Annotated in this window: 24 protein-coding genes and 1 riboswitch; of the genes, 11 read left to right on the top strand and 13 right to left on the bottom strand. The window is 73.5% G+C overall.

Translation table 11 applies throughout. The features are described 5' to 3' along the window. Positions 1 to 415: cellulose binding domain-containing protein (locus Sru01_RS04310; protein WP_203982531.1), on the top strand; the 415-nt coding region annotated here is incomplete at its 5' end. Between the two features lie 147 nt (positions 416 to 562). On the opposite strand, the gene Sru01_RS04315 is transcribed toward Sru01_RS04310, so the two are convergent. Beyond that, positions 563 to 1,651: a hypothetical protein gene (locus Sru01_RS04315; protein ID WP_203982532.1), complete on the bottom strand. Its 1,089-nt coding sequence runs from the start codon at positions 1,649 to 1,651 to the stop codon at positions 563 to 565. 258 nt (positions 1,652 to 1,909) lie between these two features. Here Sru01_RS04315 and Sru01_RS04320 point away from each other — a divergent pair, with 258 nt between their 5' ends. Then, complete coding sequence (locus Sru01_RS04320; protein ID WP_239136892.1) at positions 1,910 to 2,404, top strand: TIGR02611 family protein; 495 nt, start codon at positions 1,910 to 1,912, stop codon at positions 2,402 to 2,404. 73 nt (positions 2,405 to 2,477) lie between these two features. On the opposite strand, the gene Sru01_RS04325 is transcribed toward Sru01_RS04320, so the two are convergent. Then, the gene (locus tag Sru01_RS04325) at positions 2,478 to 2,801 is read right to left on the bottom strand and encodes a GroES family chaperonin (RefSeq protein ID WP_203982533.1); all 324 of its coding nucleotides are present in this window, start codon (positions 2,799 to 2,801) and stop codon (positions 2,478 to 2,480) included. A gap of 95 nt (positions 2,802 to 2,896) precedes the next feature. Between Sru01_RS04325 and Sru01_RS04330 the strand changes: the two genes are divergently transcribed. The 4 genes from Sru01_RS04330 to Sru01_RS04345 all read left to right on the top strand — a co-directional run bounded on the left by Sru01_RS04330 (position 2,897) and on the right by Sru01_RS04345 (position 7,761). Further along, on the top strand, positions 2,897 to 3,475 hold the full coding sequence (locus tag Sru01_RS04330; protein WP_203982534.1) for a DUF1349 domain-containing protein: 579 nt from the start codon (positions 2,897 to 2,899) through the stop codon (positions 3,473 to 3,475). Positions 3,476 to 3,657: 182 nt separating this feature from the next. Next, positions 3,658 to 4,473, top strand: a complete 816-nt coding sequence (locus Sru01_RS04335) for an SAM-dependent methyltransferase (protein ID WP_203982535.1) — start codon at positions 3,658 to 3,660, stop codon at positions 4,471 to 4,473. Between the two features lie 45 nt (positions 4,474 to 4,518). Next, positions 4,519 to 4,863, top strand: a complete 345-nt coding sequence (locus Sru01_RS04340; RefSeq protein WP_203982536.1) for an ArsR/SmtB family transcription factor — start codon at positions 4,519 to 4,521, stop codon at positions 4,861 to 4,863. Between the two features lie 123 nt (positions 4,864 to 4,986). Next, a complete protein-coding gene (locus Sru01_RS04345; protein WP_203982537.1) occupies positions 4,987 to 7,761 on the top strand; it encodes a penicillin acylase family protein in 2,775 nt (924 codons plus the stop codon). Between the two features lie 6 nt (positions 7,762 to 7,767). Here the strand turns inward: Sru01_RS04345 and Sru01_RS04350 are convergent, their stop codons facing one another. Beyond that, a complete protein-coding gene (locus tag Sru01_RS04350; protein WP_203982538.1) occupies positions 7,768 to 10,143 on the bottom strand; it encodes a helicase-associated domain-containing protein in 2,376 nt (791 codons plus the stop codon). 520 nt (positions 10,144 to 10,663) lie between these two features. Beyond that, positions 10,664 to 11,242, bottom strand: a complete 579-nt coding sequence (locus Sru01_RS04355; RefSeq protein WP_307811962.1) for an ATP-binding protein — start codon at positions 11,240 to 11,242, stop codon at positions 10,664 to 10,666. A gap of 98 nt (positions 11,243 to 11,340) precedes the next feature. On the opposite strand from Sru01_RS04355, the gene Sru01_RS04360 reads away from it, so the two are divergent. The 3 genes from Sru01_RS04360 (at position 11,341) to Sru01_RS04370 (ending at position 12,847) form a co-directional block, all read left to right on the top strand. Further along, on the top strand, positions 11,341 to 12,207 hold the full coding sequence (locus Sru01_RS04360) for a Sco1979 family transcriptional regulator (RefSeq protein ID WP_507763311.1): 867 nt from the start codon (positions 11,341 to 11,343) through the stop codon (positions 12,205 to 12,207). Further along, positions 12,208 to 12,444, top strand: coding sequence for a DUF397 domain-containing protein (locus tag Sru01_RS04365; RefSeq protein ID WP_203982539.1), 237 nt, complete (start codon positions 12,208 to 12,210; stop codon positions 12,442 to 12,444). A 133-nt stretch (positions 12,445 to 12,577) separates the two neighbouring features. Further along, entirely contained in the window at positions 12,578 to 12,847 is a 270-nt protein-coding gene (locus Sru01_RS04370; RefSeq protein ID WP_239136895.1) for a hypothetical protein, read from the top strand. Positions 12,848 to 12,910: 63 nt separating this feature from the next. Here the strand turns inward: Sru01_RS04370 and Sru01_RS04375 are convergent, their stop codons facing one another. Both Sru01_RS04375 and Sru01_RS04380 read right to left on the bottom strand, forming a co-directional pair. Beyond that, positions 12,911 to 13,519 carry a histidine phosphatase family protein gene (locus Sru01_RS04375; protein WP_203982540.1) on the bottom strand — a complete coding sequence of 203 codons (609 nt, stop codon included), beginning with the start codon at positions 13,517 to 13,519 and terminating at the stop codon, positions 12,911 to 12,913. Between the two features lie 56 nt (positions 13,520 to 13,575). Next, positions 13,576 to 14,013: an ATP-binding protein gene (locus Sru01_RS04380; protein WP_203982541.1), complete on the bottom strand. Its 438-nt coding sequence runs from the start codon at positions 14,011 to 14,013 to the stop codon at positions 13,576 to 13,578. A 213-nt stretch (positions 14,014 to 14,226) separates the two neighbouring features. On the opposite strand from Sru01_RS04380, the gene Sru01_RS04385 reads away from it, so the two are divergent. Then, positions 14,227 to 14,430 carry a hypothetical protein gene (locus tag Sru01_RS04385; RefSeq protein WP_203982542.1) on the top strand — a complete coding sequence of 68 codons (204 nt, stop codon included), beginning with the start codon at positions 14,227 to 14,229 and terminating at the stop codon, positions 14,428 to 14,430. A 31-nt stretch (positions 14,431 to 14,461) separates the two neighbouring features. On the opposite strand, the gene Sru01_RS04390 is transcribed toward Sru01_RS04385, so the two are convergent. From Sru01_RS04390 to Sru01_RS04420, 7 genes are all read right to left on the bottom strand, one after another. Continuing rightward, a complete protein-coding gene (locus Sru01_RS04390) occupies positions 14,462 to 15,076 on the bottom strand; it encodes a GTP-binding protein (protein WP_203982543.1) in 615 nt (204 codons plus the stop codon). After that, on the bottom strand, positions 15,057 to 15,446 hold the full coding sequence (locus Sru01_RS04395; RefSeq protein WP_203982544.1) for a DUF742 domain-containing protein: 390 nt from the start codon (positions 15,444 to 15,446) through the stop codon (positions 15,057 to 15,059). The genes Sru01_RS04390 and Sru01_RS04395 overlap by 20 nt, the downstream gene beginning before the upstream one ends. Then, positions 15,443 to 15,874, bottom strand: coding sequence for a roadblock/LC7 domain-containing protein (locus Sru01_RS04400; RefSeq protein ID WP_203982545.1), 432 nt, complete (start codon positions 15,872 to 15,874; stop codon positions 15,443 to 15,445). The genes Sru01_RS04395 and Sru01_RS04400 overlap by 4 nt, the downstream gene beginning before the upstream one ends. Positions 15,875 to 15,924: 50 nt before the next feature. Beyond that, on the bottom strand, positions 15,925 to 18,555 hold the full coding sequence (locus Sru01_RS04405; protein ID WP_203982546.1) for a sensor histidine kinase: 2,631 nt from the start codon (positions 18,553 to 18,555) through the stop codon (positions 15,925 to 15,927). Between the two features lie 191 nt (positions 18,556 to 18,746). Next, positions 18,747 to 20,420, bottom strand: coding sequence for a prenyltransferase/squalene oxidase repeat-containing protein (locus Sru01_RS04410; RefSeq protein WP_239136897.1), 1,674 nt, complete (start codon positions 20,418 to 20,420; stop codon positions 18,747 to 18,749). Next, the gene (locus Sru01_RS04415) at positions 20,417 to 21,295 is read right to left on the bottom strand and encodes a terpene synthase family protein (RefSeq protein WP_239136899.1); all 879 of its coding nucleotides are present in this window, start codon (positions 21,293 to 21,295) and stop codon (positions 20,417 to 20,419) included. The genes Sru01_RS04410 and Sru01_RS04415 overlap by 4 nt, the downstream gene beginning before the upstream one ends. Beyond that, positions 21,292 to 22,665, bottom strand: coding sequence for a cytochrome P450 (locus tag Sru01_RS04420; RefSeq protein WP_203982547.1), 1,374 nt, complete (start codon positions 22,663 to 22,665; stop codon positions 21,292 to 21,294). Before Sru01_RS04420 ends, Sru01_RS04415 begins: the two co-directional genes overlap by 4 nt. A gap of 493 nt (positions 22,666 to 23,158) precedes the next feature. Between Sru01_RS04420 and Sru01_RS04425 the strand changes: the two genes are divergently transcribed. Then, entirely contained in the window at positions 23,159 to 23,995 is an 837-nt protein-coding gene (locus Sru01_RS04425) for a Gfo/Idh/MocA family protein (RefSeq protein ID WP_239136901.1), read from the top strand. Between the two features lie 34 nt (positions 23,996 to 24,029). Then, positions 24,030 to 24,166: riboswitch (cobalamin riboswitch) on the top strand. Positions 24,167 to 24,204 lie beyond the last annotated feature (38 nt).

Genomic DNA, 24,204 nt, shown 5'->3' on the forward strand with positions numbered 1-24,204 from the left:
GGCGCCGAGCACGCAGTACCAGTTCTACGTGATCGCCCGGGACGCGGCCGGCAACAGCTCGCCGCCCTCCGGCGCGGTGACCTTCACCACCACCTCCGGCGGCACCGGTGGCGGGTGCAGCGCCGCCTACAAGGTGACCAACTCCTGGCAGGGCAACTTCCAGGGTGAGGTGACGGTGCAGAACACCGGTACCAAGGCGACCGCCGGCTGGACGGTGAAGTGGACCTTCCCGAACGGCCAGAAGATCACCACCATGTGGAACGGCACCTACACCCAGAGCGGCGGTGACGTCACGGTGAAGAACGCGGGCTACAACGGCACCCTGCAGCCGGGGGCCTCGGCGCTGCTCGGCTTCCAGGCCACCTGGACCGGGACCAACGGGCTGCCGACCGGGGTGACCTGCACGGCGAGCTGATCAGCACTCCGGTCCGGCGGGCCGCCGCCCCGGCCCGCCGGACCGGCACGGGCCCGGTACCACCGCACCGGGCCCGTCCCCGCCGGCCACGCGCCCACTTCGGGCACGCGGCCGGCGGCCGCTCGGCGGCGGGATCAGTAGGCGAGATCAGTAGGCGGAGGTGTAGGTGACCATCGAGGCCTGGTCCACCCGGGTGACGCCGTTGTAGCAGACGACGTTGCGCACGATGACCTCCATCCCGTAGGTGGCCCAGGTGGTCACCAGGTTGCAGTACTCCGGTCCCGGGCCGAACGCGGTGACCTGGACGTGGTCGGGCAGCACGCCGATCTTGTGGAAGGTCACCAGGCGCTGCCCGACCGCGGCGCTGCGGATCTCGTTGAACGAGCCCACCGAGTTGTAGCTGACCCCGGCCGGCACCGGCGTGTACGGCCCGGGGTTGGCCGGCATGTTGTCGAAGACATAGCCGAAGTACTTCGGCGGGATCGCCGCCCCGGTGACCGCCCGCTCCCGGTGGTAGGTGAGGTTCCAGCCGGTCTTGTAGGGGATGCTGGTCGCGTCGTGGCACCGCACCTGGATCTTCTGCCCGCCCAGCGACGGCGACCAGGCCGATACCTTGCACCGGGCCGGGGCCGAGCTGTCCACCGCGGTGACCTGGATGTCGCCCGCCTGGCCGCTGGAGCCGACGCCGGGCAGCCAGACCGTCCATACGCCGGTGGACGTCGGGGTGACCGTGTTCACGCCGAGCGACGAGTTGTACTCGGAGATGATGGAACCGCCGTCCCAGGCGATGGTGGCGAACGCCTCCGGCGCCGGCAGCGCGCCGCTGCTCTCCTCGAACACCACGGTGAAGCGGCTCCAGGCCGGGGTGCCGCCGTACAGGTAGCACTGCACGACCACGATCTCGTCACTGCCGGAGGGGCCCCACTTCTGCACCTGGCACCACTGGCCGGTCTGGGAGATCGCGGTGACGTGCGCGACGCCTCTCTTCGAGGCGATCTTCGGGAACTTCACATAGGTCTGCCCGGGGCCGCCCGGAAAGACCGTCACCACGTCCGGCGCCGGCCAGCTGCCGGCCTGGTGGTTCGGATCCGGTACGCCGGAGGTGGTGTCGACCAGGGCGAAGCCCCAGTTGTCCGGCACGGCGGCACCGGCCGGGCCGGCCGTGGCGGCCAGGCCGGTGGCGAGCAGCGCGGCCGCGATGAGCAGCCGGCCCAGCACAGCGAGTAATCGTCGCATTTCGTGCTCCATCCAGGTCAGGTCGGGAGTGATACGTAATCGCGACGCCGGCGGGGCCGGCGGCCGGATCCATGGGATGGAGTGAGTGCTGGGCTCACAGGTCTTCCACGGCCATTGATAACCTGAGCGCACCCTCGCTGAGAAGACCCAAGCGGGCAGGTGGCCGGGACCGGACGCCGCACCGATCCGGGGTCCCGGCATTCGTGGCGATCCGCACTATTGTGGACAGGGTCGGCGGCGAGCAATGGGGGTGCATCGGTGGCCGTGACCGGAAGCGGGCGGGGTGGCCCCATCAACGACGCGGCGGGCGACGGCAGGGGCGACGTGATGCCCGGTACCGAGAGCGCCGGCGGGCCCGAGGGCCGCCGGGCGGGCGGGAGCTGGCTGGACGGCGTGCGCGCCAGTCGGACCGGCCGGCTCACCTTGAAGATCGTGGTCGGCGTGCTGGGCGCGGCGCTGGTGATCGGCGGGCTGGTGCTGGTCCCGCTGCCCGGCCCGGGATGGCTGATCGTCTTCGCCGGCCTGGCGGTGCTGGCCGTCGAGTTCACCTGGGCGCACCGCCTGCTGGAGTTCGCCAAGCGGACGCTGGCCGCGTGGACCGAGTGGCTCAAACGGCAGAACTGGGCGGTGCGCATCCTGGTGGGCGCGGTGACGCTGGCCTGCGCCGCGGCGCTGGTCTATCTCATGCTCCGGCTGACGATGGGCGTCGACCTGGTCACCGAGGCCCGCCAGTTCCTGGCCCGGACGTCCTGACCGGCGGTCCGCCAGGGCCGGCCGAACCCCCGGTAAGCCCGGCCCGCGGCGCGGGAACGCCGGAGCCGGAACCTCAGAGGTAGAGCCCGGTGCCCTGCTCGGACTGCATCGGTGTGGCCACCGCGTGCAGATCACGTTCGCGCATGACCAGGTACACCTGGCCGTGCACCTCCACCTCGTACTGGTCCTCGGGGTTGAACAGCACCTTGTCCCCGACCTTGACCAGCCGGGTGCTCGCCCCGGTGCCGCACACCTGTCCCCAGACGAGCCGGTTGGCCATCGACACGGTGGCCGGGATCACGATGCCGGCCGAGCTGCGGCGCTCCTCCCGGTCCGGCTCGACCTTGACCATGACTCGGTCGTGCAGCATCTGGATCTCGAACTTGGGGTCTGCCACGTTCGAAGCTTATTCGGCCCGGGGACGGGGTGGAGACCTCTTCGCCGCCCCGCGGGTGAGAGCGCTCTCATCACCCGGCCGGTTAGGGTGCCGCCATGATCGACGACTTCGGCGGGTGGCGGTGGGTCAACGAGCCGGCGGACTGGTCGGCGGACCGTTCGGCGGGCGGGGTGCTGCGGGTGACCGCCGGCCCGGGCACCGACCTGTGGCAGGTGACGCACTACGGCTACTCCTTCGACACCGCGCACATGTACGGGCGGCCGGTAACCGGCGACGCGCGCGTGCGGGTGACGTTCGAGGCGGACTACGCCGAGCAGTACGACCAGGCGGGCGCGGTGTTGCGGGTGGACGCGCACCACTGGATCAAGGCGGGTGTGGAGTACGTGGACGGCGGCCACGCCCTCAGCACGGTGGTGACGCGCGACTTCTCCGACTGGTCGGTGCTGCCGCTGCCCGGCCCGCCCGGCGCGGTGACGCTGGAGCTGGACCGGACCGGCGGCGCGGTGACCGTCCGGTACGGCCTGGACGGCGCCGAGCCGCGGGAGATGGTCCGGCTGGCCTACTTCCCGCCCGGTGCCGAGGCGCTCGCCGGGGTCATGTGCGCCGCGCCCCGGGGTGGCGGGTTCCAGACCAGGTTCACCGCCGTCACCGTTGACGAGCGGCCAATTTCCTAGAATTATGTGGTCCTTAATGACGTTATGTCGGGAAATCTAGGACGGAACAGCGATATCCAGCGGCCCGCCGGGGCGACCGAAACCGTCGATACGTATATGTTGGGACGTGCGGTGGAATTTGGTTTCCCGGGGTCGCCGCCACGAGCCGCCCCGCCGCCGCCCGGACGGTGAGGAGGTCGAGCGTGAGCGAGGAACCCCGCCGACCTCGACGCGGGCTGGACACCAGCGTTCCGAACGCCGCGCGCATGCACGACTACCTGCTGGGCGGCAAGGACAACTTCGCCGCCGACCGGGAGGCCGCCGAGGCCGTGCTGGCCATCGCCCCCGAGGTGCGGGCGATGGCGGCCGAGACGCACGCCTTCCAGGGCCGCGTGCTGCGCTACCTGCTGGCCGAGGGGATGCGACAGTTCCTGGTGCTGGGTGTCGGGCTGCCGAGCCGGCACGACAGCTACGACGAGGTCCGGGCGGCCGACCCGGACGCCCGGCTGGTCTACGCCGCCCGGGACGCGGTGGTGCTGTCGCACGCCAGGGCGCTGCTGGCCGGGCATCCGGGCACCGCGGTGGTGGAGGGCGACGTGCTGCACCCCGCCGAGCTGATGGCCGACCACGAGCTGCGCCGGGTGCTCGACCCGGCCCGGCCGGTCGCCGTCCTGGTGCCCGGCGCCCTGAACTTCATCCCCGAGGAGGACGAGCCGGTCAAGCGGATCGCCGAGCTGCGTGACATGCTGCCGGCCGGCAGCCACCTGGTGCTCGTGCACGCGCTGTTCGACGTGCGCCCGGAGGTCTTCGCCCCGATCCTGGAGATCTACAAGCGGACCTTCAAGCACACCGAGAGCGCCCGGCGGACCCGGGAGCAGGTGCTGCGGTTCTTCGACGGCTGGGAGCTGATCGAGCCCGGCCTGGTGTGGGTCCGCCAGTGGCGGCCGGACAGCCCCTGGGCGGTGCGGCACCCCGAGCAGGTGTGGATGGCGGGCGCGGTCGGCCGTAAGCGCGACTGATCTCAGCGCTGGCAGGCTATATGCCCGACGGGTTATCATCGCGGTATGTCCGCCGGCGTCCCGACCGGGCCGCCCGCCGGGGCGGCGGTCTTCGCTGTACTCGCCGAGCCGCACCGCCGCCGCATCCTGGACCTGCTGCGCGAGCGGCCCCGTACCGTCGGCGAGCTGGTCGCGGAGCTGGGGCTCACCCAGCCCGGCACCTCCAAGCACCTGCGGGTGCTGCGCGAGGCCGGCCTGGTCCGCACCCGGGCGGACGCGCAGCGCCGGGTGTACGAGCTGCGCCTGGAGCCGCTGGCCGAGGTGCACGCCTGGCTGGAGCCCTACCGCCGGATGTGGGCCGGCGGGCTGGACGCGCTGGAGCGGCATCTGGCCGCCCGCCCGGAGGGCTGAGCCGCCGGCCGGCACCTCGCCGGCCGGTCGGACCCGTGGCCGAACGGTGGCCGCCCGGTGACCGGGCGGCGGAGCCCACGGACTACTGTGATGCGGCTGCGTGTCATGAAAGGTCCGTGAATCTTGAGGATTGCTCCTTACGCCCGGTTTCCCGCGCCCCTCCGGTGGGCGGCCCGGGTGCTCACCGTCCTGCTCGTCCTGGCCCTGCTGCTCGCCGGCCTGGTGACCTGGACGGTGCGGCGGTCGTTCCCGCAGACGGACGGAGAGCTGGCGCTGCCCGGACTGCGCGCGCCGGTGACCGTGCTGCGCGACCGGTACGGAATCCCGCAGATCTACGCGGACGATCCGCACGACCTGTTCATGGCCCAGGGCTACGTGCACGCCCAGGACCGGTTCTGGGAGATGGACTTCCGCCGCAAGACCACCGCGGGCCGGCTGTCGGAACTGTTCGGCCCGGCCACGCTGGAGGTGGACAAGGTGGTGCGCACCCTCGGCTGGCGGCGCACCGCCGAGCGGGAGGTCGCGCTGCTCGACGCGCCGACCCGGCAGGCGTTCACCGACTACGCCGCCGGAGTGAACGCCTGGCTGGCGGCCAACGACGGCTTCGCCGGGCGCGGCCTGGAGTACGCGGTGCTCGCGCTGACCGCCGGCGGCTACGAGCCCGAGCCGTGGACCCCGGCCGACTCGCTGGCCTGGCTGAAGGCGATGGCCTGGGACCTGCGGTCCAACATGGACAGCGAGCTGGAACGGGCCATCTCCGCCGCCGTGCTGCCCGCCGACCGGGTCGAGCAGCTGTTCCCGCCCTATCCCTACGACCGGCACCCGGCGATCGTCACCGGCGGCGCGGTGCGCGACGGCGCCTTCCGCCCCACCGCCCCGCCCGGCACCAAGCCCACCGCGACGCCCGCAGCGACCCCCGCCGCGACGCCTACCGCCACGCCCGCCCTGACCCCTACCACGAGGCCCACCGCCACGTCCGCGGCGGCGACCGCCGCGACCGCGGCCCGGCCCGGCCCGGCGGCCGGGGCCGACCGCCCCGCCGCCGGGCCGGCCCGGGCCGAGGCGGCGGCGCCGGACCCCGCCGCCGCGCGGGCGCTGGCCGCCGCGGCCCGCACGCTGCGCGCGGCGCCCTCGCCGCTCGGCACCGGCGGCGACCGGGCCGGGATCGGCTCCAACTCCTGGGTCGTCGGCGGCGCGCACACGGCCACCGGCCGGCCGCTGCTGGCCAACGATCCGCATCTCGGGCCGCGCATCCCGTCCATCTGGTACCAGGCCGGGCTGCACTGCCGGACCAGGTCGGCGGCCTGCCCCTACGACGTGGTCGGGTTCACCTTCTCCGGGCTGCCCGGCGTGGTGATCGGCCACAACGCCCGGATCGCCTGGGGGTTCACCAACCTCGGTCCGGACGTCACCGATCTCTACCTGGAGCGGACCTCCGGCGACACCTACGAGTACCAGGGGCGCCGGGTGCCGCTCGTCACCCGCACCGAGGAGATCAAGATCGCCGGGCGGCCCGCCGAGCGGCTGGTCGTCCGGTCGACCGGGCACGGCCCGATCATCTCCGGGGTGCTCGGCGACGCGGCAAGCGCGCTGCCCGGTGCCGCCGGGCACGCCGGGCAGACCCCGGCGCCCGCCGCCGGCCCCACGCCGGCGCCGGGCCGCGTCCGGGCCGGCGGCCAGGACCTGGAGATCGCGCTGCGCTGGACCGCGCTGGACCCCGGGCGCACCGCCAACTCCCTGCTGATGCTGGCCACGGCCCAGGACTTCGAGCAGTTCCGCCGGGCGGCGGCCGCCTTCGAGGCCCCGGCGCAGAACATGATCTACGCGGACGTGGCCGGCAACATCGGCTACCAGGCGCCCGGCCGGATCCCGGTCCGGGCGGGCGGCGACGGCGCCTGGCCGGCCCGGGGCTGGACCGGCGAGGAGGAGTGGACGGGATTCATCCCGTTCGCCGAGCTGCCCATGTCCTACAACCCGCCGGAGGGGTTCATCGTCACCGCCAACAACGCGGCGATCGGACCCTCCTACGATCGGTTCCTCACCGGCGACTGGTCCTACGGCTACCGCGCGCGACGGATCGCCGACCGGCTCAACGGCGCCATCGCCGCCGGGAAGGTGTCGGCCGGCACCATGGGCGAGATCCAGCAGGATTCGGCCAGCGGCCTGGCGCCCGTGCTGGTCCCGCACCTGCTGCGGGCCGCCGCCCGCACGCCGGAGACCCGGCTGCTCTCCGGCTGGGACTTCGCCCAGGACCGGGACTCGGCGCCGGCCGCCTTCTTCAACGCCACCTGGCGGCACCTGCTCCAGCGCACCTTCCACGACGAGCTGCCCGAGGGCGCCCGCCCCGGCGGCGGCGACCGGTGGTTCGAGGTGGTCCGCGCCCTGCTGGACCGGCCGGACGACCCCTGGTGGGACGATGTGCGCACCGCGGGCGTACGGGAGACCCGCGACCAGGTGCTGGCCGCGGCGGCCGCCGGCGCCGCCGCCGAGCTGCGCGACCGGCTGGGCGACTCGCCGCGGGAGTGGCGCTGGGGCGACCTGCACACCCTGGAGCTCACCCACGAGACCTTCGGCACCTCGGGCATCGGCCCGATCGAGTGGCTGTTCAACCGCGGGCCGCTGCGCCTTTCCGGCGGCAAGGACGCGGTCGACGCCACCGGCTGGACCGCCACCGAGGGGTACGCGGTCGACTGGATCCCGTCCATGCGCATGGTGGTGGACCTGGCCGACCTCGACCGCTCCCGCTGGATCAACCTGACCGGCGCCTCCGGCCACCCCTTCCACCCCGCCTACCACGATCAGGCGGACCGGTGGGCCACCGGCGGCACCGTGCCGATGCGGCAGACCGAGCGCGCGGTCCGCGCCGACGCCCGCGACACCCTCACGCTCACCCCGTGAGCGGGGTCAGCCGCTGGTGACCGAGGCGATCTCGGCGAGCGGGAACTCCAGGTAGTCGCCGGCCTCCTCGCACCAGGCGTCCAGCACGCCGCGGCGCAGCTCGCCGTGGCTGACCGTGGCGGTCAGGCCATCGGCCAGGGTGATCAGGGCGCGGACCCCGCGGTCGACGACGAAGCCGAGCAGGGACTGCTGGGCGGTGGGCAGCCGGGTGGCCAGCCGCCCGATCACCGCCCATGTCTGGCCGGGCTGCGGTTCCTCGCCCCGGGTGCGCACCAGCCGGCGGGCGTGCTCGCGGGGGTCGGGGGCCGTCTCGAACACCGGCGGCGGCTCCTCCAGCTCGGCGACCCGCCCGCCGGGCAGCACGATCAGCCGGCCGCCGGACGGCTCGCGGCGGACCGCGATCGCGCCGGTGTCGTCCACCGGCAGCGGCGCGTAGCCGGCGTCGCGCAGCGCGGCCAGCGTGCGGTCGGCCGGGGCGGTGGCGGCCAGCACGGTGGGGGCGAGCAGCCGCAGCCCCAGCCGGGACAGCCTGCGGTGCGCGGCGATCTCGGCGAGCAGCACCGGGTCGGAGCCCTGCACGATGCAGCCCACCGTGCTGACGGTGACCTCGCCGTGCCGCCGTGCCACGTCGCGCACCAGGTAGGCGAGGGCCTGCGGGACGCCGCCGGCGGCCCGCAGCTCGTCCAGCAGCCCGTCGGCGGTGTGGCCGGCGTCCAGCGCGCGGCGCACCGAGGCGGGGGTGAACCGCCACACCGAGGCGGTGCCCTCCGACTCCCGGTCGGCGGCCCGGTCCAGCAGGCCGGACAGCTCGGCGGCCGGCGGCCCGGTGACCACGGCGGTGAGGTCCGCGCCGAACAGCGCGGTCCGCCGCGCGCCGGCCAGCGCCCGCGCCGACGCCTCGACCAGGCCGGGATCGCGCTCGACCTCCGGCACGCTCTCGTCCTGCTCGTCACCGGCCGGCGCGCCGACGCCGGCCAGCGCCCGGCCGAGGTCGGTCAGCGCGTCGCCGCTGACCAGCGCGAGCAGCCGGGCCTCGGCCAGCACGGCCGGGCCGCAGTCGGCGACCAGACCGCCGTCCAGCAGCGGCGACCGCCAGCGCACCGCCTGCAGCAGCTCGGGGGTGCTGGCCACCGCGGTGCCGGCCGGCAGGGTGGCCAGGGTGGCCAGCACGGCGCGGCGCACCCGGGCCACCGTCTCGCCGGCCGGATCGTCCCCGAGCACGGTCGGGTAGCGGCCGGCGGCGCGGCGCAGCGAGGACCGCTCCATCCGCCACCACGCTGCCAGCAGCACGCGCAGCCGGGACGGGGCGTCCTCCAGCCGCCAGACGTCGAATCGCTTGGTGGGGATGAGGCCCTTGGCCGCCTCGTCGAAGGCGAGCAGCCTGGCGACGGCGCAGATCTCCAGCAGCAGCCGGGTCTCCTCCTCGGTGCAGGCCGTCTCCCGGACGATCCGCCGCACCTCGCGCACGCCGACACCGCCCCCCTTGAGCAGCGGCAGCGGCGTCTTGTCCAGGTTCTCCAGCAGCGCGGCCGCCCGGTCCAGGACCCGCGGGGCGGCCAGGCGCAGCGCGTGGCCGGTCGCCTCGTCGTCGACCGGCACCGCGCCCAGCCGGGGCGGCTCGGGGGTGAAGGCCGGGTGGTAGTCCGGGCCGCGCAGCGCCAGGGCCACCTCGCGCGGCATCTCGGCGATGTCCCACTGGGTGCGGTAGAGCAGGCCGCGGTCGGCCGCCCATCGCTCGGGCGTGCCGGCGGCCAGGAAGCGGTTGCCGTCCACGCCGCGCACCGGCCCGTCCCAGGCGAACTCGTCGAGCAGGCTGACGGTGCCCTCGGGCGCGTCGGCGAGCAGCGCGGCCAGGCGGTCGGCGTCGCCGAGCAGCCCGGCGAGCCGGCCGGCCAGCTGCCGGCGGCCGCCGTGCGCCGCCAGCCCCAGCGTGCGGCACATCCGGCGCAGCCCTTCGGTGTTCATGGTCCAGGAGTCCAGGTAGGCGCCGAGCGGCTCGCCCAGCCCGCAGGGCGCGGTCCACCAGCGGCTGACCGCGCCGGCCACCCGCAGGTGACCGTCCCGCCCCGGCCAGGCCAGCGCGTGGTCCTGCAGCCCGTCCAGCCAGGGCAGCAGCCCGGCCGGGGTGACGCCGAGGAAGCGGGCCAGCCCGTCGGCGGTGGCGCGGTCGCCGAGGACCAGCCGGGCCTGCAGGATCTCCAGCGAGGGCAGCGGGAGGCCGCGCATGACCTCCATGACGGCGAAGTCGTCGCCGAGGCGCCGGGCGAGCGTGTCGAGGCGGCGCGGCCAGGGCGCCGCGATGGCGTCCGGCCGGGTGGCCAGCACGCGGGCGAGGCGGTCTTCGTCGAGGGTCGTCAACCAGTCGAGCAGGTGATCGTCCATCACGGCTCTCTCGAAGGTCTCGCGGGAGTACCAGGAGGCCACCGTAGTGCAGCGGGGCCGTCCGGCGGGGGCGACGTTGCGGAATGGCGGCGAATCCATGCCCTCGCGATCACCGGTCGGTGGCGGCGGCACGGGTGGTGCCGGGGCCGCCGGTCGCCGGGACGTTCGGGCGCCGGACCGCAGCCGGTCGTCCGGCCGGTCAGGCGGCCGGGCATATGTGACGCGCGGACCCCTCGGTGCGCCGGCAGGAGGGCCGGGGACGGGTTCGGCGCCGTCGGCGATCAGGTCCCCGGAGATGCGCGACCGAGGTGTTCGGTTGGCGGGTGGTCGATTCGAGTATGGCAGCGGGTCGGCGGGAACATCGTGCACTTGGCGAACATCGCGGGCAACCCGGCGAGCGGCCTCGTGGCGGACCTTGTAGCGAACCTCGTGGCGGACCTTGTGGCGAACCTCGTGGCGGACCTTGTGGCGAACATCGCGGACATCGCGGACTCCGGCTGTCGGGGCGACGGCGGGCGGATCAGCTCTTCAGTACCGCCCAGACGACCTTCCCGCAGGGCAGCAGCGGGTTCCACCCCCAGCGCAGGCTCATGGACGCGACGATGTGCAGGCCCATGCCGCCGGGTTCCAGCGGCGTGGGGTCCCGCAGCACGGGGGCGGCCGATCCGGGGTCGGCGAAGACGCAGGTGACCAGGGTGCCGCGGCGGATCATCGACATCCGGATGGGCTCGCGCCCCGCGCACCGCGCGCCGCCGGGCTCGGGCGTCAGGCCGTGCCGCAGGGCGTTGGTGGCGAGCTCGGAGACGACCAGCTCCATATCCTCGGCCAGATCCGCCATTCCCCAGCCGTGCAGGCTGCCGGAAGCGTAGCTTCTGGCCGAATGTACTGATTCGGGGTGTGGAGGTAAGACGAAGGTGGCACTGGAAGTGCCGGCGTCGAGGGGGGCCAGGTCGCGCGCGGGGTGGGGCCACCAGCCGAGCGGGGGCCACCAATCGAAGGCCGACCACTGGTCTCGCCCACGTGTCAGGTCCGTGGAGTGCACCAGATCATCATGCGTCAACTCATGTGCAGGTGCAAGGGCGAATGCACGTGCAGACACCTCGTGCAAGCGCTACGGTTAGCCCGGAGGTAACGAAGGGGGACCAACCGCGCGATCTTTGACAGACTGTGAACCAGTCCACAACCGGAGGAAAGCACGTGTCCATCGACCCGCCCGGTTCCGGCTCGACCGTCCGGCGCATCATGTTGGGCGCCAGCCTGCGCAGATTGCGGGAGGAACGCGGACTCACCCGCGAGGTCGCGGGGTTCCACATCCGCGCCTCGGAGTCCAAGATCAGCCGGATGGAGCTCGGGCGGGTGGGGTTCAAGACGCGGGACGTCGAGGATCTGCTCACGCTGTACGGCGTCAATGACGACGAAGAACGGCGCGCGCTGCTCGACATGGTCCGCGAGGCGAACACCCCTGGGTGGTGGCACAAGTACAGTGACCTGCTTCCCAACTGGTTCTCCACGTACGTGGGGCTGGAAGAGGCGGCCTCGGTGATCCGCACCTATGAGGTGCAGTTCGTCCCCGGCCTGCTCCAGACCGCCGCGTACGCCCGGACCGTGATCAGGCTGGGCTTCCCGGACGTCCCGGATGAGGAGATCGAGCGCCGCGTGCATCTTCGCCTGCAGCGGCAGGAGCGCCTCACCCGGAACGACGGCCCCAGGCTCTGGGCGGTCATCGACGAGGCCGCGCTGCGGCGGCCCATCGGGGGCAAGGAGATCATGTTCGAGCAGCTGGAGCATCTGATGGCGGTATCCCGACTGCCCGCCATCACGCTGCAGGTGATGCCGTTCCAGTTCGGCATGCACGCCGCCGAGGGTGGAGCGTTCACCATCCTGCGTTTTCCGGAGTCCGATCTTTCGGACGTGGTCTATGTCGAGCAGCTGTGGGGTGCCCTTTACCTGGACAAGCGTGAGGACATCGATCCGTACCTCACCGCCATGGAACAACTGTGCATCGAGAGCACAACGCCCGGGGGCACCGCCGAGATACTCGGCGAAATACTCAGAGAGATCTAGATGAACGAGCCCTATAACGGAATGCCCGCCACGAGCCTTACCGGCGTCGCCTGGCGCAAGAGTGCGCACAGCAACTCGCAGGGCAACTGCGTCGAGCTCGCCAAGCTGCCCGACGGAGGCGTCGCCGTCCGCAACTCCCGTTTCCCGGACGGCCCGGCCCTCATCTACACCCGTGACGAGATCAAGGCACTGGTACTGGGCGTCAAGGACGGCGAGTTCGACAACCTCGTCGCTTAACGTCCGGTTAACATACCCCGCCGCCGGTTAACCGGGGGAAGCCGAGCGCGTAACAGGCGGCATTCGTCCATCCGGCACACTGGTTCCGTCCGCTTCGTGTGAAGTTCGTGTGGGGGCCGTGATGCTGGACCGGATGACTCTGTATCCCGTCGCCGACGACGTGCTGTTCGCGCCGGGGGGCCGCGTCGTGATCCGCACCTACGGGGTCGCGTCCGCGGCCTCCACGGAGGATGACGGTGCCGGGCCGGTCTCCTATCGCACGTGGGTGACCGGGGTCCGGGACCAGCCGCGCTACTGGCGCTGGCACCACTTCGAGGACGCCCGCCACGGGCACCGCAAGGTGCTGGAATGGCTGACCGGCCGTGGCCCCCAGCCGCAGCCCCCCGCCGCCGTCGCCGGCTGACCGCGCCGGCCGGCCGCTCACGCGCCGTGCCGTCGGCCGGGTCACACCGGCCGCGGCGCCGGATCAGTGGCCGGAAGGAGGCCCGAATCCGCCGGCCGGCGCGTTCCAGCGGTGCACCACCCGCTCGTCGTGCTCGAAACCCAGCACCGAGACCGTGCCGGTGTCCAGCCCGAACAGCCGCCCGTCCTGCGGCGCCAGTCCCAGCCAGCGGGCGGTCAGCACCCGCAACAGATGGCCGTGCGCCACCAGCGCCACCGTCCCGGCCGCCTCCAGCGCCCGGCCGATCACCCGGTCGGCCCGCGCGCCGACCTGCGCGGCGGTCTCGCCCGGATGGGCGGCGTCCCCGGGCACCACGCCGTCCCGCCACAGGTACCAGCCGGGGCGCTGCTCGCGGATGTCGGAGGTGCTGATCCCCTCGTAGCCGCCGTAGTCCCACTCCCACAGGTCGGGGTCCAGCTCGTAGTCCGCCAGCCCGGCCAGCTCGGCGGTGCGCCGCGCCCGGCGGGCCGGGCTCACCAGCACCAGCGACGGGTCGGCCCTGGCGACCACGGCGGCGAGGGCGCGCGCCTGCTCCTCGCCCCGCTCGGTGAGCGGGACGTCGGTACGGCCGGTGTGCCGGCGCGAGACGCTCCACTCGGTCGCGCCGTGCCGCAGCAGAATCAGTTCGTCCATGGGTCGGCCCCTTCCCCGCCCGGCCCGCGGGTCACGGCCTTTCCGGGGCGCGCGCGTCAGCGGACCGGCAGCGTCCAGCCGGCCGCGGCCGGGCAGCGCTTGCGGAACCAGACGGTCTTGGCGGTGCCGCCCGGACCGGGGGAGACCCCCCACTCGTCGGAGAGCACTTCCACGATCACCAGGCCGCGGCCGTGCTCGTCGTCCGCGCCGGTGCCTCCGTACACCGGCCGCCCCGCGCCGTGGTCGGTGACCTCCGCGCACAGCGTCTCCCCGGTCACCCGCAGGGTGAAGGTGATCGGGCCGAGACCGTACAGGACCGCGTTGCCGAGCACTTCGGTGGCGGCCAGCACGATGTCATCGGCCACGTCGGCCGGATCGCGCAGGCCCCAGTCCGCCAGCGTGCGGCGCATCATGTCCCGGAGGTCCCCGAGCACCGTGGGATCCTGCGGGACGTTCCAGCGGACGGCGTGCTGCCCGTCCGTACTGCCGCTCATCGTCGTCCTCGATGTCTTGCCGTCTATAACCCCGAAGACCATAGTCTGTCCATCTCTGGGTCATTCAGTCGGGTTCGTTCATCAATTCTCGGCAAAGACGGTGGAGTCCCACTTGAGCGCCGATCGGAATCCCGTCGCGCGGATGGCTCTTCGTGATGACTCCATTACTTTATGATGCCGGAAGGAGATGCTAGCCAGAGCTAGCTTGGGAGCGTGAGACAGTTGAACATCCGGGTCCCGGAGACGGTGCTGGAGCGGATGAAGATCCGTGCCGCCGAACGCCGGCAGACGGTTCAGGACTACGTCACGACTCTGATCGTCTGCGATCTCGACGCCGAACGGGCCGCCGCGGCGTCCTTCGTCGCCGGAGTTCTCGAACGGGACGGCGCGTGGCTGGACGAGCTCGAGGCCCGGTGAGCCAAAGAGCCGGCCGGTTGGCTGGCGGAGATCACCGGGTGACGGGCTGTTCGGGGCGGGTGCGCAGCCGGGCGGCCATGGCGTGCTCCACCAGCGTGACCAGGACGGTCTTGCTCGACTCCTTCACCCGGGCGTCGCACAGCACCACCGGGACGTCCGGTGGCAGGTCCAGGGCCATCCGGATCTCCGCCACCTCGTACCTCTTGGCGTCGTCGAAGCAGTTCACCGCGACGATGAAGGGCGTGCCGCGCCGCTCGAAGTAGTCGACCGAGGGGAAGCAGTCGGCCAGCCGCCGGGTGTCGGCGATCACCACCGCGCCCATCGCGCCCAGGGCCAGCTCGTCCCAGACGAACCAGAAGCGCTGCTGCCCCGGGGTGCCGAAGAGGTAGAGCACGTGGTCGGCGCCGATGGAGATGCGGCCGAAGTCCATCGCGACGGTGGTGGTCCGCTTGGCCTCCACCCCCGACAGGTCGTCCACGCCGACGCCGCGGTCGGTCAGCGTCTCCTCGGTGCGCAGCGGGCGGGTCTCGGAGACCGAGCCCACCATGGTGGTCTTCCCGGCCCCGAAACCGCCGGCGATGAGGATCTTGATCGCGGTGGGCAGCTTCACCCGCCCGGCGTCGCGGTCAGAGCGTCCGGAGTCCATTGAGCACCGCCTTGTAGGTTTCCAGGTCCAGCACGCCGGTCTCCTGGACCGGCTCCTGCAGGGCGACGAGCCCGCGGTCGACCAGGTCGCCGAGCAGGACGCGCACCGTCCCCGCGGGCAGGTCGAGGTGGGCGGAGATCTCGGCGACCGACAGCGGGCGCTCGCAGATCTTGACGATGACGTGGTGCTCGGGACCGAGGCCGGGCTCGGCCGCCGCGGCCGGGCCGGTGGACACCACCAGGGTGATGAGATCGATCTTCCCGCGGCTCGGCTGGGTGCGCCCGCGGGTCATGACGTACGGGCGGACGATGCGCCCGGCCTCGTCGTCGATCCACTGCTCGCCCGTGGGGTCACCGGAGAGGTTCGTCATAACACGCCCTCGTTCCTGGTCTCGGGGTGCTCGCCGCGGGCCGGGGAGGTGAGGTACTGCCCGACCCGCGCGACGAGCATGGTCATCTCGTAGCCGACCAGGCCGACGTCGGAGTCGTGCGCGCACAGGACGGCCAGGCAGGCTCCCTGGCCGGCCACGGTGACCACCAGGTACGCCGACTTCATCGCGATGATGGTCTGCCGGACCGCGCCGCCCTCGAACCGCTCACCGGCGCTCTGGGCGAGGCTCTGCACGCCCGCCGCCACCGCGGACAGGTGCTCGGCGTCGGTCCGGCCGAGGCCGCGGGAGGCGGCCAGCAGGAGCCCGTCGGTGGACAGGACGATGCCGTGCTCGACCTCCCGCACCCGTTCCACCAGGTCGTCCAGCAACCAGGTCAGATCGGCGGGGGAACTCGTGCGTTGCGTCACTTGCGGTCCTCTTTCACCGGCTCTCGTGGTCGGGTGGTCTGCGGCCGCCGTCACCTCGGGGCGATCGGGGGCTCCGGCTCGGCGGCCGGCCGGGGCCGGCCGGCCGCTTCGGAGCGGGCGCGCTCGGTGCCGCTCTGGAAGGAGGCCATCAGCCGGCGCAGGTCGTCGGGGGACAGTCCGTCGTCCTCCTGCGCCGTGGCCTCCGGCGGCGGTGGCGGATCCTCGCGCAGCCCGGGCGCCAGGTTGGCCTGGGCGACCCGGCGCGGCAGCCCGGAGGGGGTGAAGGCCGGTTCGGACGCGCCCGCCGGCGCCACCGGCCCGCCGTCGGCCACCGGGCCGGGCCCGGTGGCGGCGACCGGCCCGCCATCGGCGACCGGCCCGTGGCCGGCCATGGCCGGGGGAGCGGCTTCCCCGGCGTCCGGCGAGCCGGCCGGGGCAGGGGCGGGGGCGGGACGGGCGGCTCGCCGGCGGGGCAGGCCGCCGGCGGTCGCGCCGCCGGACCACTCCTGCGCCCACTCGGCCGGGACGTGATCGCCGGCCTGGACGGTCTCGGGGACGTCGTGCGGCGTGCCGCCTCCGTTCACGCCGCCTCCGTTCACGCCGGCCCCGTTCACGCCGGCCCCGTTCACGCCGGCCCCGTTCACGCCGGCCCCGTTCACGCCGGCCCCGTTCACGCCGTCGCGCGGCGCCGGGGGGAGGGCCTGGCGTCCCTGGGACGGCACCACCGCGCCGCCCGGGCCCGGCTCTCCCGGCGCGCCCGCCCGCTCGGTCATGGCGTCCATGCCGGGCTCCGCCTCGCTGTCGCCATTGATCAACTCCCGCGGGATGAGGACGATGACGGTGGTGCCGCCGTACGGGGAGGACTTCAAGGTCACCTGGATGTCGTGCCGGGCGGCCAGCCGGCTCACCACGAACAGGCCGAGGCGCGGGGTGTCGGTCAGCCGGAACTCCGGCGGCTCGGCGATCCGGGCGTTCGCCACCGCCAGGTCCGCCTCGCTCATCCCGAGCCCGCGGTCCTCGATCTCCACGACGTAGCCCTTGCCGACCTCCTGGCCGCTGACCTGCACCGTGGCGTAGGGCGGGGAGAAGGAGACGGCGTTCTCGATCAGCTCGGCGAGCAGGTGGATCACGTCGCCGATCGCCCGGCCGGCCAGCTCGGCCTCGCCCATCGGCATCAGGGTGACCTGGGTGTAGTCCTCGATCTCGGCGAGCGCGCCGCGCACCACGTCCACCATGGGGACCGAGCGCCGCCAGGCGCGGCCGGGGGAGGCGCCGGAGAGCACGATGAGGTTCTCGGCGTTGCGCCGCATCCGGGTGGCGAGGTGGTCGACCCGGAACAGGTCGGCCAGCTCGGCCGGCTCGGTGGCCCGGCGCTCCATCGCGTCCAGGATGCCGAGCTGGCGGTGGACCAGCGACTGGGTGCGCCGGGCCAGGTTGAGCAGGATGGCGCGGTAGCCGCGGCGCAGCTCGGCCTGCTCGACCGCGACCCGCACCGCGGTCTCCTGCACGGTGTTGAACGCCTGGCCGACCTGGCCGATCGCGTCGTTGCCGACCGTCAGCGGGGGCGCCTCGGTGGCGACGTCCACGTCCTCGCCGCGACCGAGCCGGGCGACCACGCCGGGCAGCCGGCGGCCGGCCAGGTCGAGGGCGGCGCCGCGCAGCTGCTCCAGGCGCCGCACCAGGTCGCGGGCGGTGGTGATGGACAGGATGATGGAGAAGATGACGGCCAGCAGGCCGAGACCGCCGGCCAGCACCAGCCGGACGATGACGCCGAAGGCCAGCGGCGTGGCCCGATCGACCAGCGTGTCGCCGCCGGCCGTGATCAGTTTATCCAGGCGGGAGATGACGGCCTTGGTGGCGGTGTCCCAGCTCGCCGGATCGACCCTGATCCGCTCGCCGGCCCAGCTGTTCTGGATCAGCCGGTCCTCCAAGGTGCGCAGCCGCCGCATGGACTCGCCGTCGGCGAGCTGGCGGAACCCCGGGCGCACGTCTTCGGGCAGGTCGGCGCCGGCCCGGGCGAGGAGCAGCCGCTGGGCGCCGGCGGCCTGCGCGAAGCGTACGCCGTCCGTCACGTCGAATCCGCCGGTGGCCAGCGCGCCGGCGGCCTGGGCGTCTTCTCGGGACAGCAGCTCGCGGGCCCGGGCCAGGGCGAGCAGTGCCCGGGTGTCCTGCGCCAGCTGGTCATCGTCCAGCGCGGACAGGCCGTCGTGGATGTGATAGAGCCCTTCGATGACGCCGGCGAAGGCCTCCTCGGTGGCGTACCGGCCGGCCCGGTGTTCGTCGATCTCCGGCCGCAGGCCGACCAGGCGCCGGTAGGCCTGGTCGGTGGTGACAATGCGCTGCATGACGCCGGGACTGGCCGTATCCCGCACGCTGTCATCGGTCAGCACCTGCTGGAAGGCGGCGCCGGCGACGTCGGTCCGGGCGCGCTGGGCGCGCAGTGCGGTCCGGGAGCCCGTGCCGTCCGGGGTGCCGAGATGGACGAGGCTGAGCCGGCGCTCCTGCTGCAGCTCCGCCGTCAGCCGCTCGGCCGGCTGGGAGACCTTGGAGTACAGCGTGTTGACCGACAGCAGGTCGAGGCCCTCGCGGAGCGTGACGAGCGCCGCGAAGGCCCACAGTGCCACCAGCGACATCAGCAGGGCCGTCACCTTGGCCCGGACCCGCGAGTTGCGTGGGCGCATAACTCCATCCCTGCGAATGTCAGGCGTGCGGTTTGCAGCGGTTCCTAAGCGGATGCCAGAAATTATGTCAAATGCCGGGACACAACCGACTTGACCGGCAATTTGCGCATCTCACCCGCGAAACTCTAGCACGAGCAAAAAACCTCACCAGCGCCTCCGGCGGCTTTTACGTAAAATGTCTAATTGTGGCGCTATGTCGGAATTCTCGAGGGCGGATGGCCGGCCGCCGCGGCATCGAGCCCAGCGGTCAGCGCCAGCGCACCGAGCACCGCGGCATGGATGATCGCTGACGGAGCGTACAGGTCCTTGTCCACCCACATCGGAGGATGGACGGCATGCTCGGCGGTCCGCAGCAGGAAATCGCGCCCTGCCGCGCACGCCCGCGGCCGCCCCGGATCCCGGCGGCCCGCCCGGGTCAGGGTCAGCACGTGCAGGGCGTACGCGGTCTCCTCGGCCGTGGAGCGCCACGCCCCCCAGCCGCCGTCGTCCCGCTGTGACTCGCGCACGAAGCGCACCGCCGCGGCCACCTCCGGTGCCGGCCCGCCCAGTTCGTCGAGCGCCAGCGCGCAGCTCATCGTGGCGTAGTAGGGAGAGACGTGCCACCGGTCGGTCCAGTCACCGTCCGGCCGCTGGGCCGCGCGCAGCCAGCCGGCCACCTCGGCGATCGCGGCGGCGTAGCGGGGGGAGGCGTCCGGGTACCGGGCGGCGTGCGCGCGGAAGGCGTCCAGCACGTGCGCGTTGACCGTCGTGGACGCACCGTCCTCGCCTCGCCAGGTCTGGAAGTGCGGGCCGGCCCGGAAGGGCCACAGGCCCTCCGGATCGGCCGGCCGGCCGAGCAGGGTGAGGGCGTAGAGGGCGACCGAGGTGGTGTCGGCGTCCGCCGGCAGCCCCGGTCCGGCCGCCACGCCGCCGGGAGCGAGCGCGCCGGCCAGGCTCTCGGTCAACACGGCGGGGACCGTGACCCGGATGCCGGCCCGGGCCAGCCAGCTCAGCACCCAGCCGCGCTCGAACACGGTGATCGGCAGCCCGCAGGGCACCGGCCCGCCGTGCGGGCGGGCCGCCTCCTCCAGATGCCGCACCGCCGCGGCATCGAGACCGGCCGTTCCGGGCACGCCGAGCCAGGCGGCGGTGGCGGCCGGGGAGGCGCCGACCGTCCCGGCGGCGGGCCGCACCCCGGGGGCCCGATGGGCGGCCGTACCGGTCACCTCCAGCGCGTGCAACAGCTTCTCGGGCGGGGTGGCACCGGCCCGCAGCGCCGCGCCCAGCGCCGCCACCCGGTCCGCGGCGGCGCCGGACGGAGGCGCCAGCGGTGCCGCACCGGGCAGCGCGCCGGCGCGCAGATGACCGTTGATCGCGGTGACCAGGTACGGAACGATCAGCTCGATGGCCGGCAGGTCGGGCATCCCCTCGCCGGATGCCCGCCGCAGCGGCTCGCGCAGGGCGCGCAGCCCTCGGTCCGCCGCCGCGGCCGGCCGGTCGCGGGCGTGACCGGGTGACCGGCGCCGCGACTCGGCCAGCAACGCCTCGGTGGCGCTGAGCGTGGGAACCAGGGCGTAGCCGTCGTGCACCCCCCAGTCGCCGCCGGTCCGCTGGGTGACCAGCAGGTGGCGCACCCGCTCGGCGTGCCCGGTGAGCCAGGGCGCGAGCGTCACCAGCCGCCCGGTCTCGTACACCGAAGGCGACACCTGGCCGAGCGGCCGCGTGCCCAGGCCGGCGACCAGTTCGCGGGCCGCCGCCGTGATCTCGTCCGGATGCGCGTCCAGGGCGGCCTGATCGCGCTGCGGGCCCGTCCCGCCCGCCTGGATGCCTCCGGCCGGGAGGGATGGCGCTGTGATGGTGGCCGGACATGGGTTGAGGGCCGTCACCGGGCACCCCAGTACTCGCCGGTCCGGTAGAACCCTGCGCAGAAGTCCAGCTGCCGCTCCAGGTAGTCGGCCAGCCTCGGCTGCGCCTGCCGCGCCTCGGCGAGCAGCGCGCGGGTACGCGCGCCGTGGTCGGTGATCCGCCGGGTGACCTCCTCGCGCGGGACGTCGAGCAGCAGCGCGTTCAGGTCCCCCCACTCCAGGTCGCGCCGGTAGGAACTCACGTCGTTGAGCAGGCGCATCACCAGCTGGACGGCCCGGCTCGCCGCGATCACCCGATCCCGCCCGGCCGCCGCCGGGCCGCCGGTGGCGATCCAGTGGCAGGCGAACACGAAGCAGAACCCGTGGTTGTCGGCGTTACCCAGATAGTCGTCCAGCGACGGCGTCAGGCCGGCGGCCTTCCACTCCCACTCGCGGAGCATCGCGGTAAGGGTGCGCCGCAGTTCCTCCCGCCACATCCCGCCCAGCTCGGCGAAGGCGGGCGCCGCGGCGAGCTCGTCGCGGATGTCGGCGAGCATGCGGGCGAGCTCGTCCCCGGCGGCCGGGGCGGCTCCGGCGGCCACCGCCAGGCAGCCGTCCACCAGGGCGCGCGCCTCGGCCGGCGAGCGGTGTTCGTGGTCGACAAGCCAGTCCAGCGCGAACGCCCACAGGGTCGCCTTGTTGGCCATCCGTAGCTCGTCGGCGGTGAGCCAGGGCCCGCTGAACGCCATGGCCATCGACACCGTGGCGTACAGCGCGGCATCGAAGGGCGGGGCGGCGAACAGCGAGGGGTAGGCGGCGGTCCACTCGGCCATCTGCCGCTGGGACCGGCCGGCGACGGCGCAGATCGCCCCCGAGGGTAACGCCGCCGGGTGCGCCTCCGCCTCGACGGCCGTCACCGGGCCACCGACAGCGCGCGCATCGAGGGGACCAGCATCAGCTCGACCTTCCGGCGCGGGCGCAGCGTGCCGGCCGGGGCGGCGACATACGGGCCGGGGTGGCGCAGCACCGGCTTGAACCGGCTCATGATCGCCGCGACGACGAGCGGCGCCGCGGTGTCGAAGAGGTGCCGGCCGATGCACTGGTGCGGTCCTCCGCCGAAGGGGTAATAGGCGTACCGGTGCCGGCGCTCCTCGCGCCCCGGGGCGAAGCGCTCAGGATCGAAGTCCAGCGGCCGCTCCCAGAACTCGTCCAGCCGGTGGGTGACGTACGGGCTGATCAGCACCTGGGCGCCGGCCTCGACGGCCACCTCGCGCACCGTCTCGGCACGGGCGGCCATCCGGGGGAACAGCCAACCGGCCGGGAACAGTCGCATGACCTCCTGGAGCACCATCCGGGTGTAGGTCAGGTCGGCCAGGTGCGCCGCGCGCAGCGGGCCGTCGCCGACCACTTCCTCCGCTTCGGCGCGCAGCCGCGCGGTGACCTCCGGATGGCGGTCCAGGAGGGGCCACATCCAGGTGATGGTGGTGACGGTGGTCTCCGCCGCGACCCCGTACAGGTCCGCCACGTCGTCGCGGAGTTGCCGGTCCAGATCCGGACGGCCCTCCTGCGCCCGCGCGCGGCACAGCGCCGAGAGCACGTCGGTGGCGTCCGCCGGCGCCCGGCGGGCGTCGGCGACCAGCGGGAGCACCACCTGATCGACGTCGGCGACGGCGCGGGCCATCGCGCGGTCGCCGGGCAGGCGCACGGTCTCGGGCATGTTGGGCAGCAGCAGCCGGCCGGTGATGGACCGGGCGGCCAGGTCGTAGGAGCCGGCCAGCCGCCGCCCGTCCTCGCGGGACAGCCTGCCGCCGAAGAGCAGGTTGATCACCGTGTCGTTGATCACGTCGGCCAGCTCGCGACCGGCGTCGAAGGGCAGGCCGGACCGGGCGTACGACTCCAGCTCGCCGGTCCGCTCGTAGATCATCCGGGCCAGGCCATCGGTCATCGCGGTGACGGCGCGCGCGTTGAACAGCGGCTGCAGGATGGCGCGGGCCGACTCCCAGGCGGGCCCATCGCTCAAGATCCCCTCACCGAGCAGGGGGCGCAGCGGGCGCCAGAACATGCCCTGGCGCGGGTACCGCTCCCATGCGTCGCGCAGGACATGCTGCACGTCGTCGGGGTGGCTGAACAGGTAGACGGGGGTGGACCCGCCGATGAGGCGGACGATGCGCCCGGAGTTGTGCCGCGCGTGTCTGACCAGGGTGCCGAGTGGATCCCGGACGAGCCCGGGGGCGAGGCGCAGGTAAGGGATGGTTGTGGCCTGGCGGGGGCCGGTGACGACCGACATCGGGTGTTTTCTCCAACCGTCAGGAAGGGGAACCGCCGGTCGGGCGGTTCCCCGGATGGTCCCGGATGTGGCGGGCGGAACGGCCGCGCGGTGTCGCGACCGTCCTCCCGGGCCGCGCGGCACCGATCCGATCCGGAACCGATCGCGCGGAGTGGATCCCCGGGCTCGCCGGCGCGCCCGTGCGGCAAGCGGCCACAAGAGTCGCAAAGGTAACTCTTGTGGCAAACCGCCACATCCTCCATGAATTATCACGATCATTGACCACGATCAAGACTTGACTGTCAGATCGCGCGTGACAGGGGTACCCCAGAGTGACGGCCCGTCGATCGGGCGGAGAGGGAGAAGCGCAGGTGGGCCCGGTGTCCGCCGTCGCACCGTGACCGGCTGTCAAAAAGCGGCACATCGCCGGATGAGCTCAGCTAGTCTCGCCGAAGCAGCCATCACAAAGCGTGACAAAGCAGGGAGGGCCCAGCCAATCATGGAGCCGGTCGCGGTGGGACTCGTCGGAGCCGGCCCCTGGGCGGAGGCCGTACACGCGCCCACGCTCGCCGCGGGACCGCACACCCGGCTGGCCGGCGTGTGGGCGCGCCGCCCGCGCGCCGCGGCCCGGCTCGGCGCGCCGGTCTACGAGCGGATCGAGGAGCTCTTCGACCACTGCGAGGCCGTCGCGTTCTGCGTGCCGCCCGGCGTGCAGGCCGAGATCGCGCCGCGCGCCGCCCGCGCCGGCAAGGCCCTGCTGCTGGAGAAGCCGCTGGCCGCCGACCTGGACGGCGCCCGCCGGCTGGCCGACGCGGTCGCCGAGGCGGGCGTCGCCTCCCAGATGGTGCTCACCTTCCGCTACTCGTCGGCCACCCGGGCCTTCCTGGAACGGGTGCGCGCCATCGAGCCGTTCGGCGGGTACGCGCTGAACATCTCCGGCGCGCTGCACAGCATCGAGTCCCCGTGGCGCCAGGAGCGCGGCGCCGTCCTGGACGTCGGCCCGCACATGATCGACATGCTGGGCGCCGCGCTCGGCCCGGTCGCCTCGGTGCGCGCGCACGGCCACCCGCTCGGCTGGACCGGCCTGCTGCTGGAGCACGAGACCGGCGCGGTCAGCGAGGCGTCGCTGTCCATGGCCGCCCGGGTCGAGCGCGGGCATTCGCAGGTCGCCGTCTTCGGCCGGCACGGCAGCGAGGTGCTCGACGGCGGCGACCTCGGCTACGACGTCTTCCCCGCCATGGTCGCCGAGTTCGCCGCCACCGTGCGCCGGGGCGGCGGCCACCCGCTGGACGCGCGGCACGGGCTCCGGCTGCAGGAGATCATCACCGCCGCGGAGGCGCAGCTGCGCTGACCGGCGGGCCGGTGCCCCGTTCCACCCCCGACGCCGGGAACCGCCGGGCATTGGTACCGTTTGCCTGACGCGTGGCGTGCAGCGAAGTCCGGTGTGATTCCGGCGCTGTCCCGCAACTGTGATGCCCTCCCCGGGCCGAGCCAGGTCGCCTGCCGCCGCGCCGACGCCATCGACCCTCGTGGAAAAGGGTGATCCGTCAGCCAACGGGT

This window comes from Sphaerisporangium rufum, assembly GCF_016863395.1.
GTDB lineage: Bacteria > Actinomycetota > Actinomycetes > Streptosporangiales > Streptosporangiaceae > Sphaerisporangium > Sphaerisporangium rufum.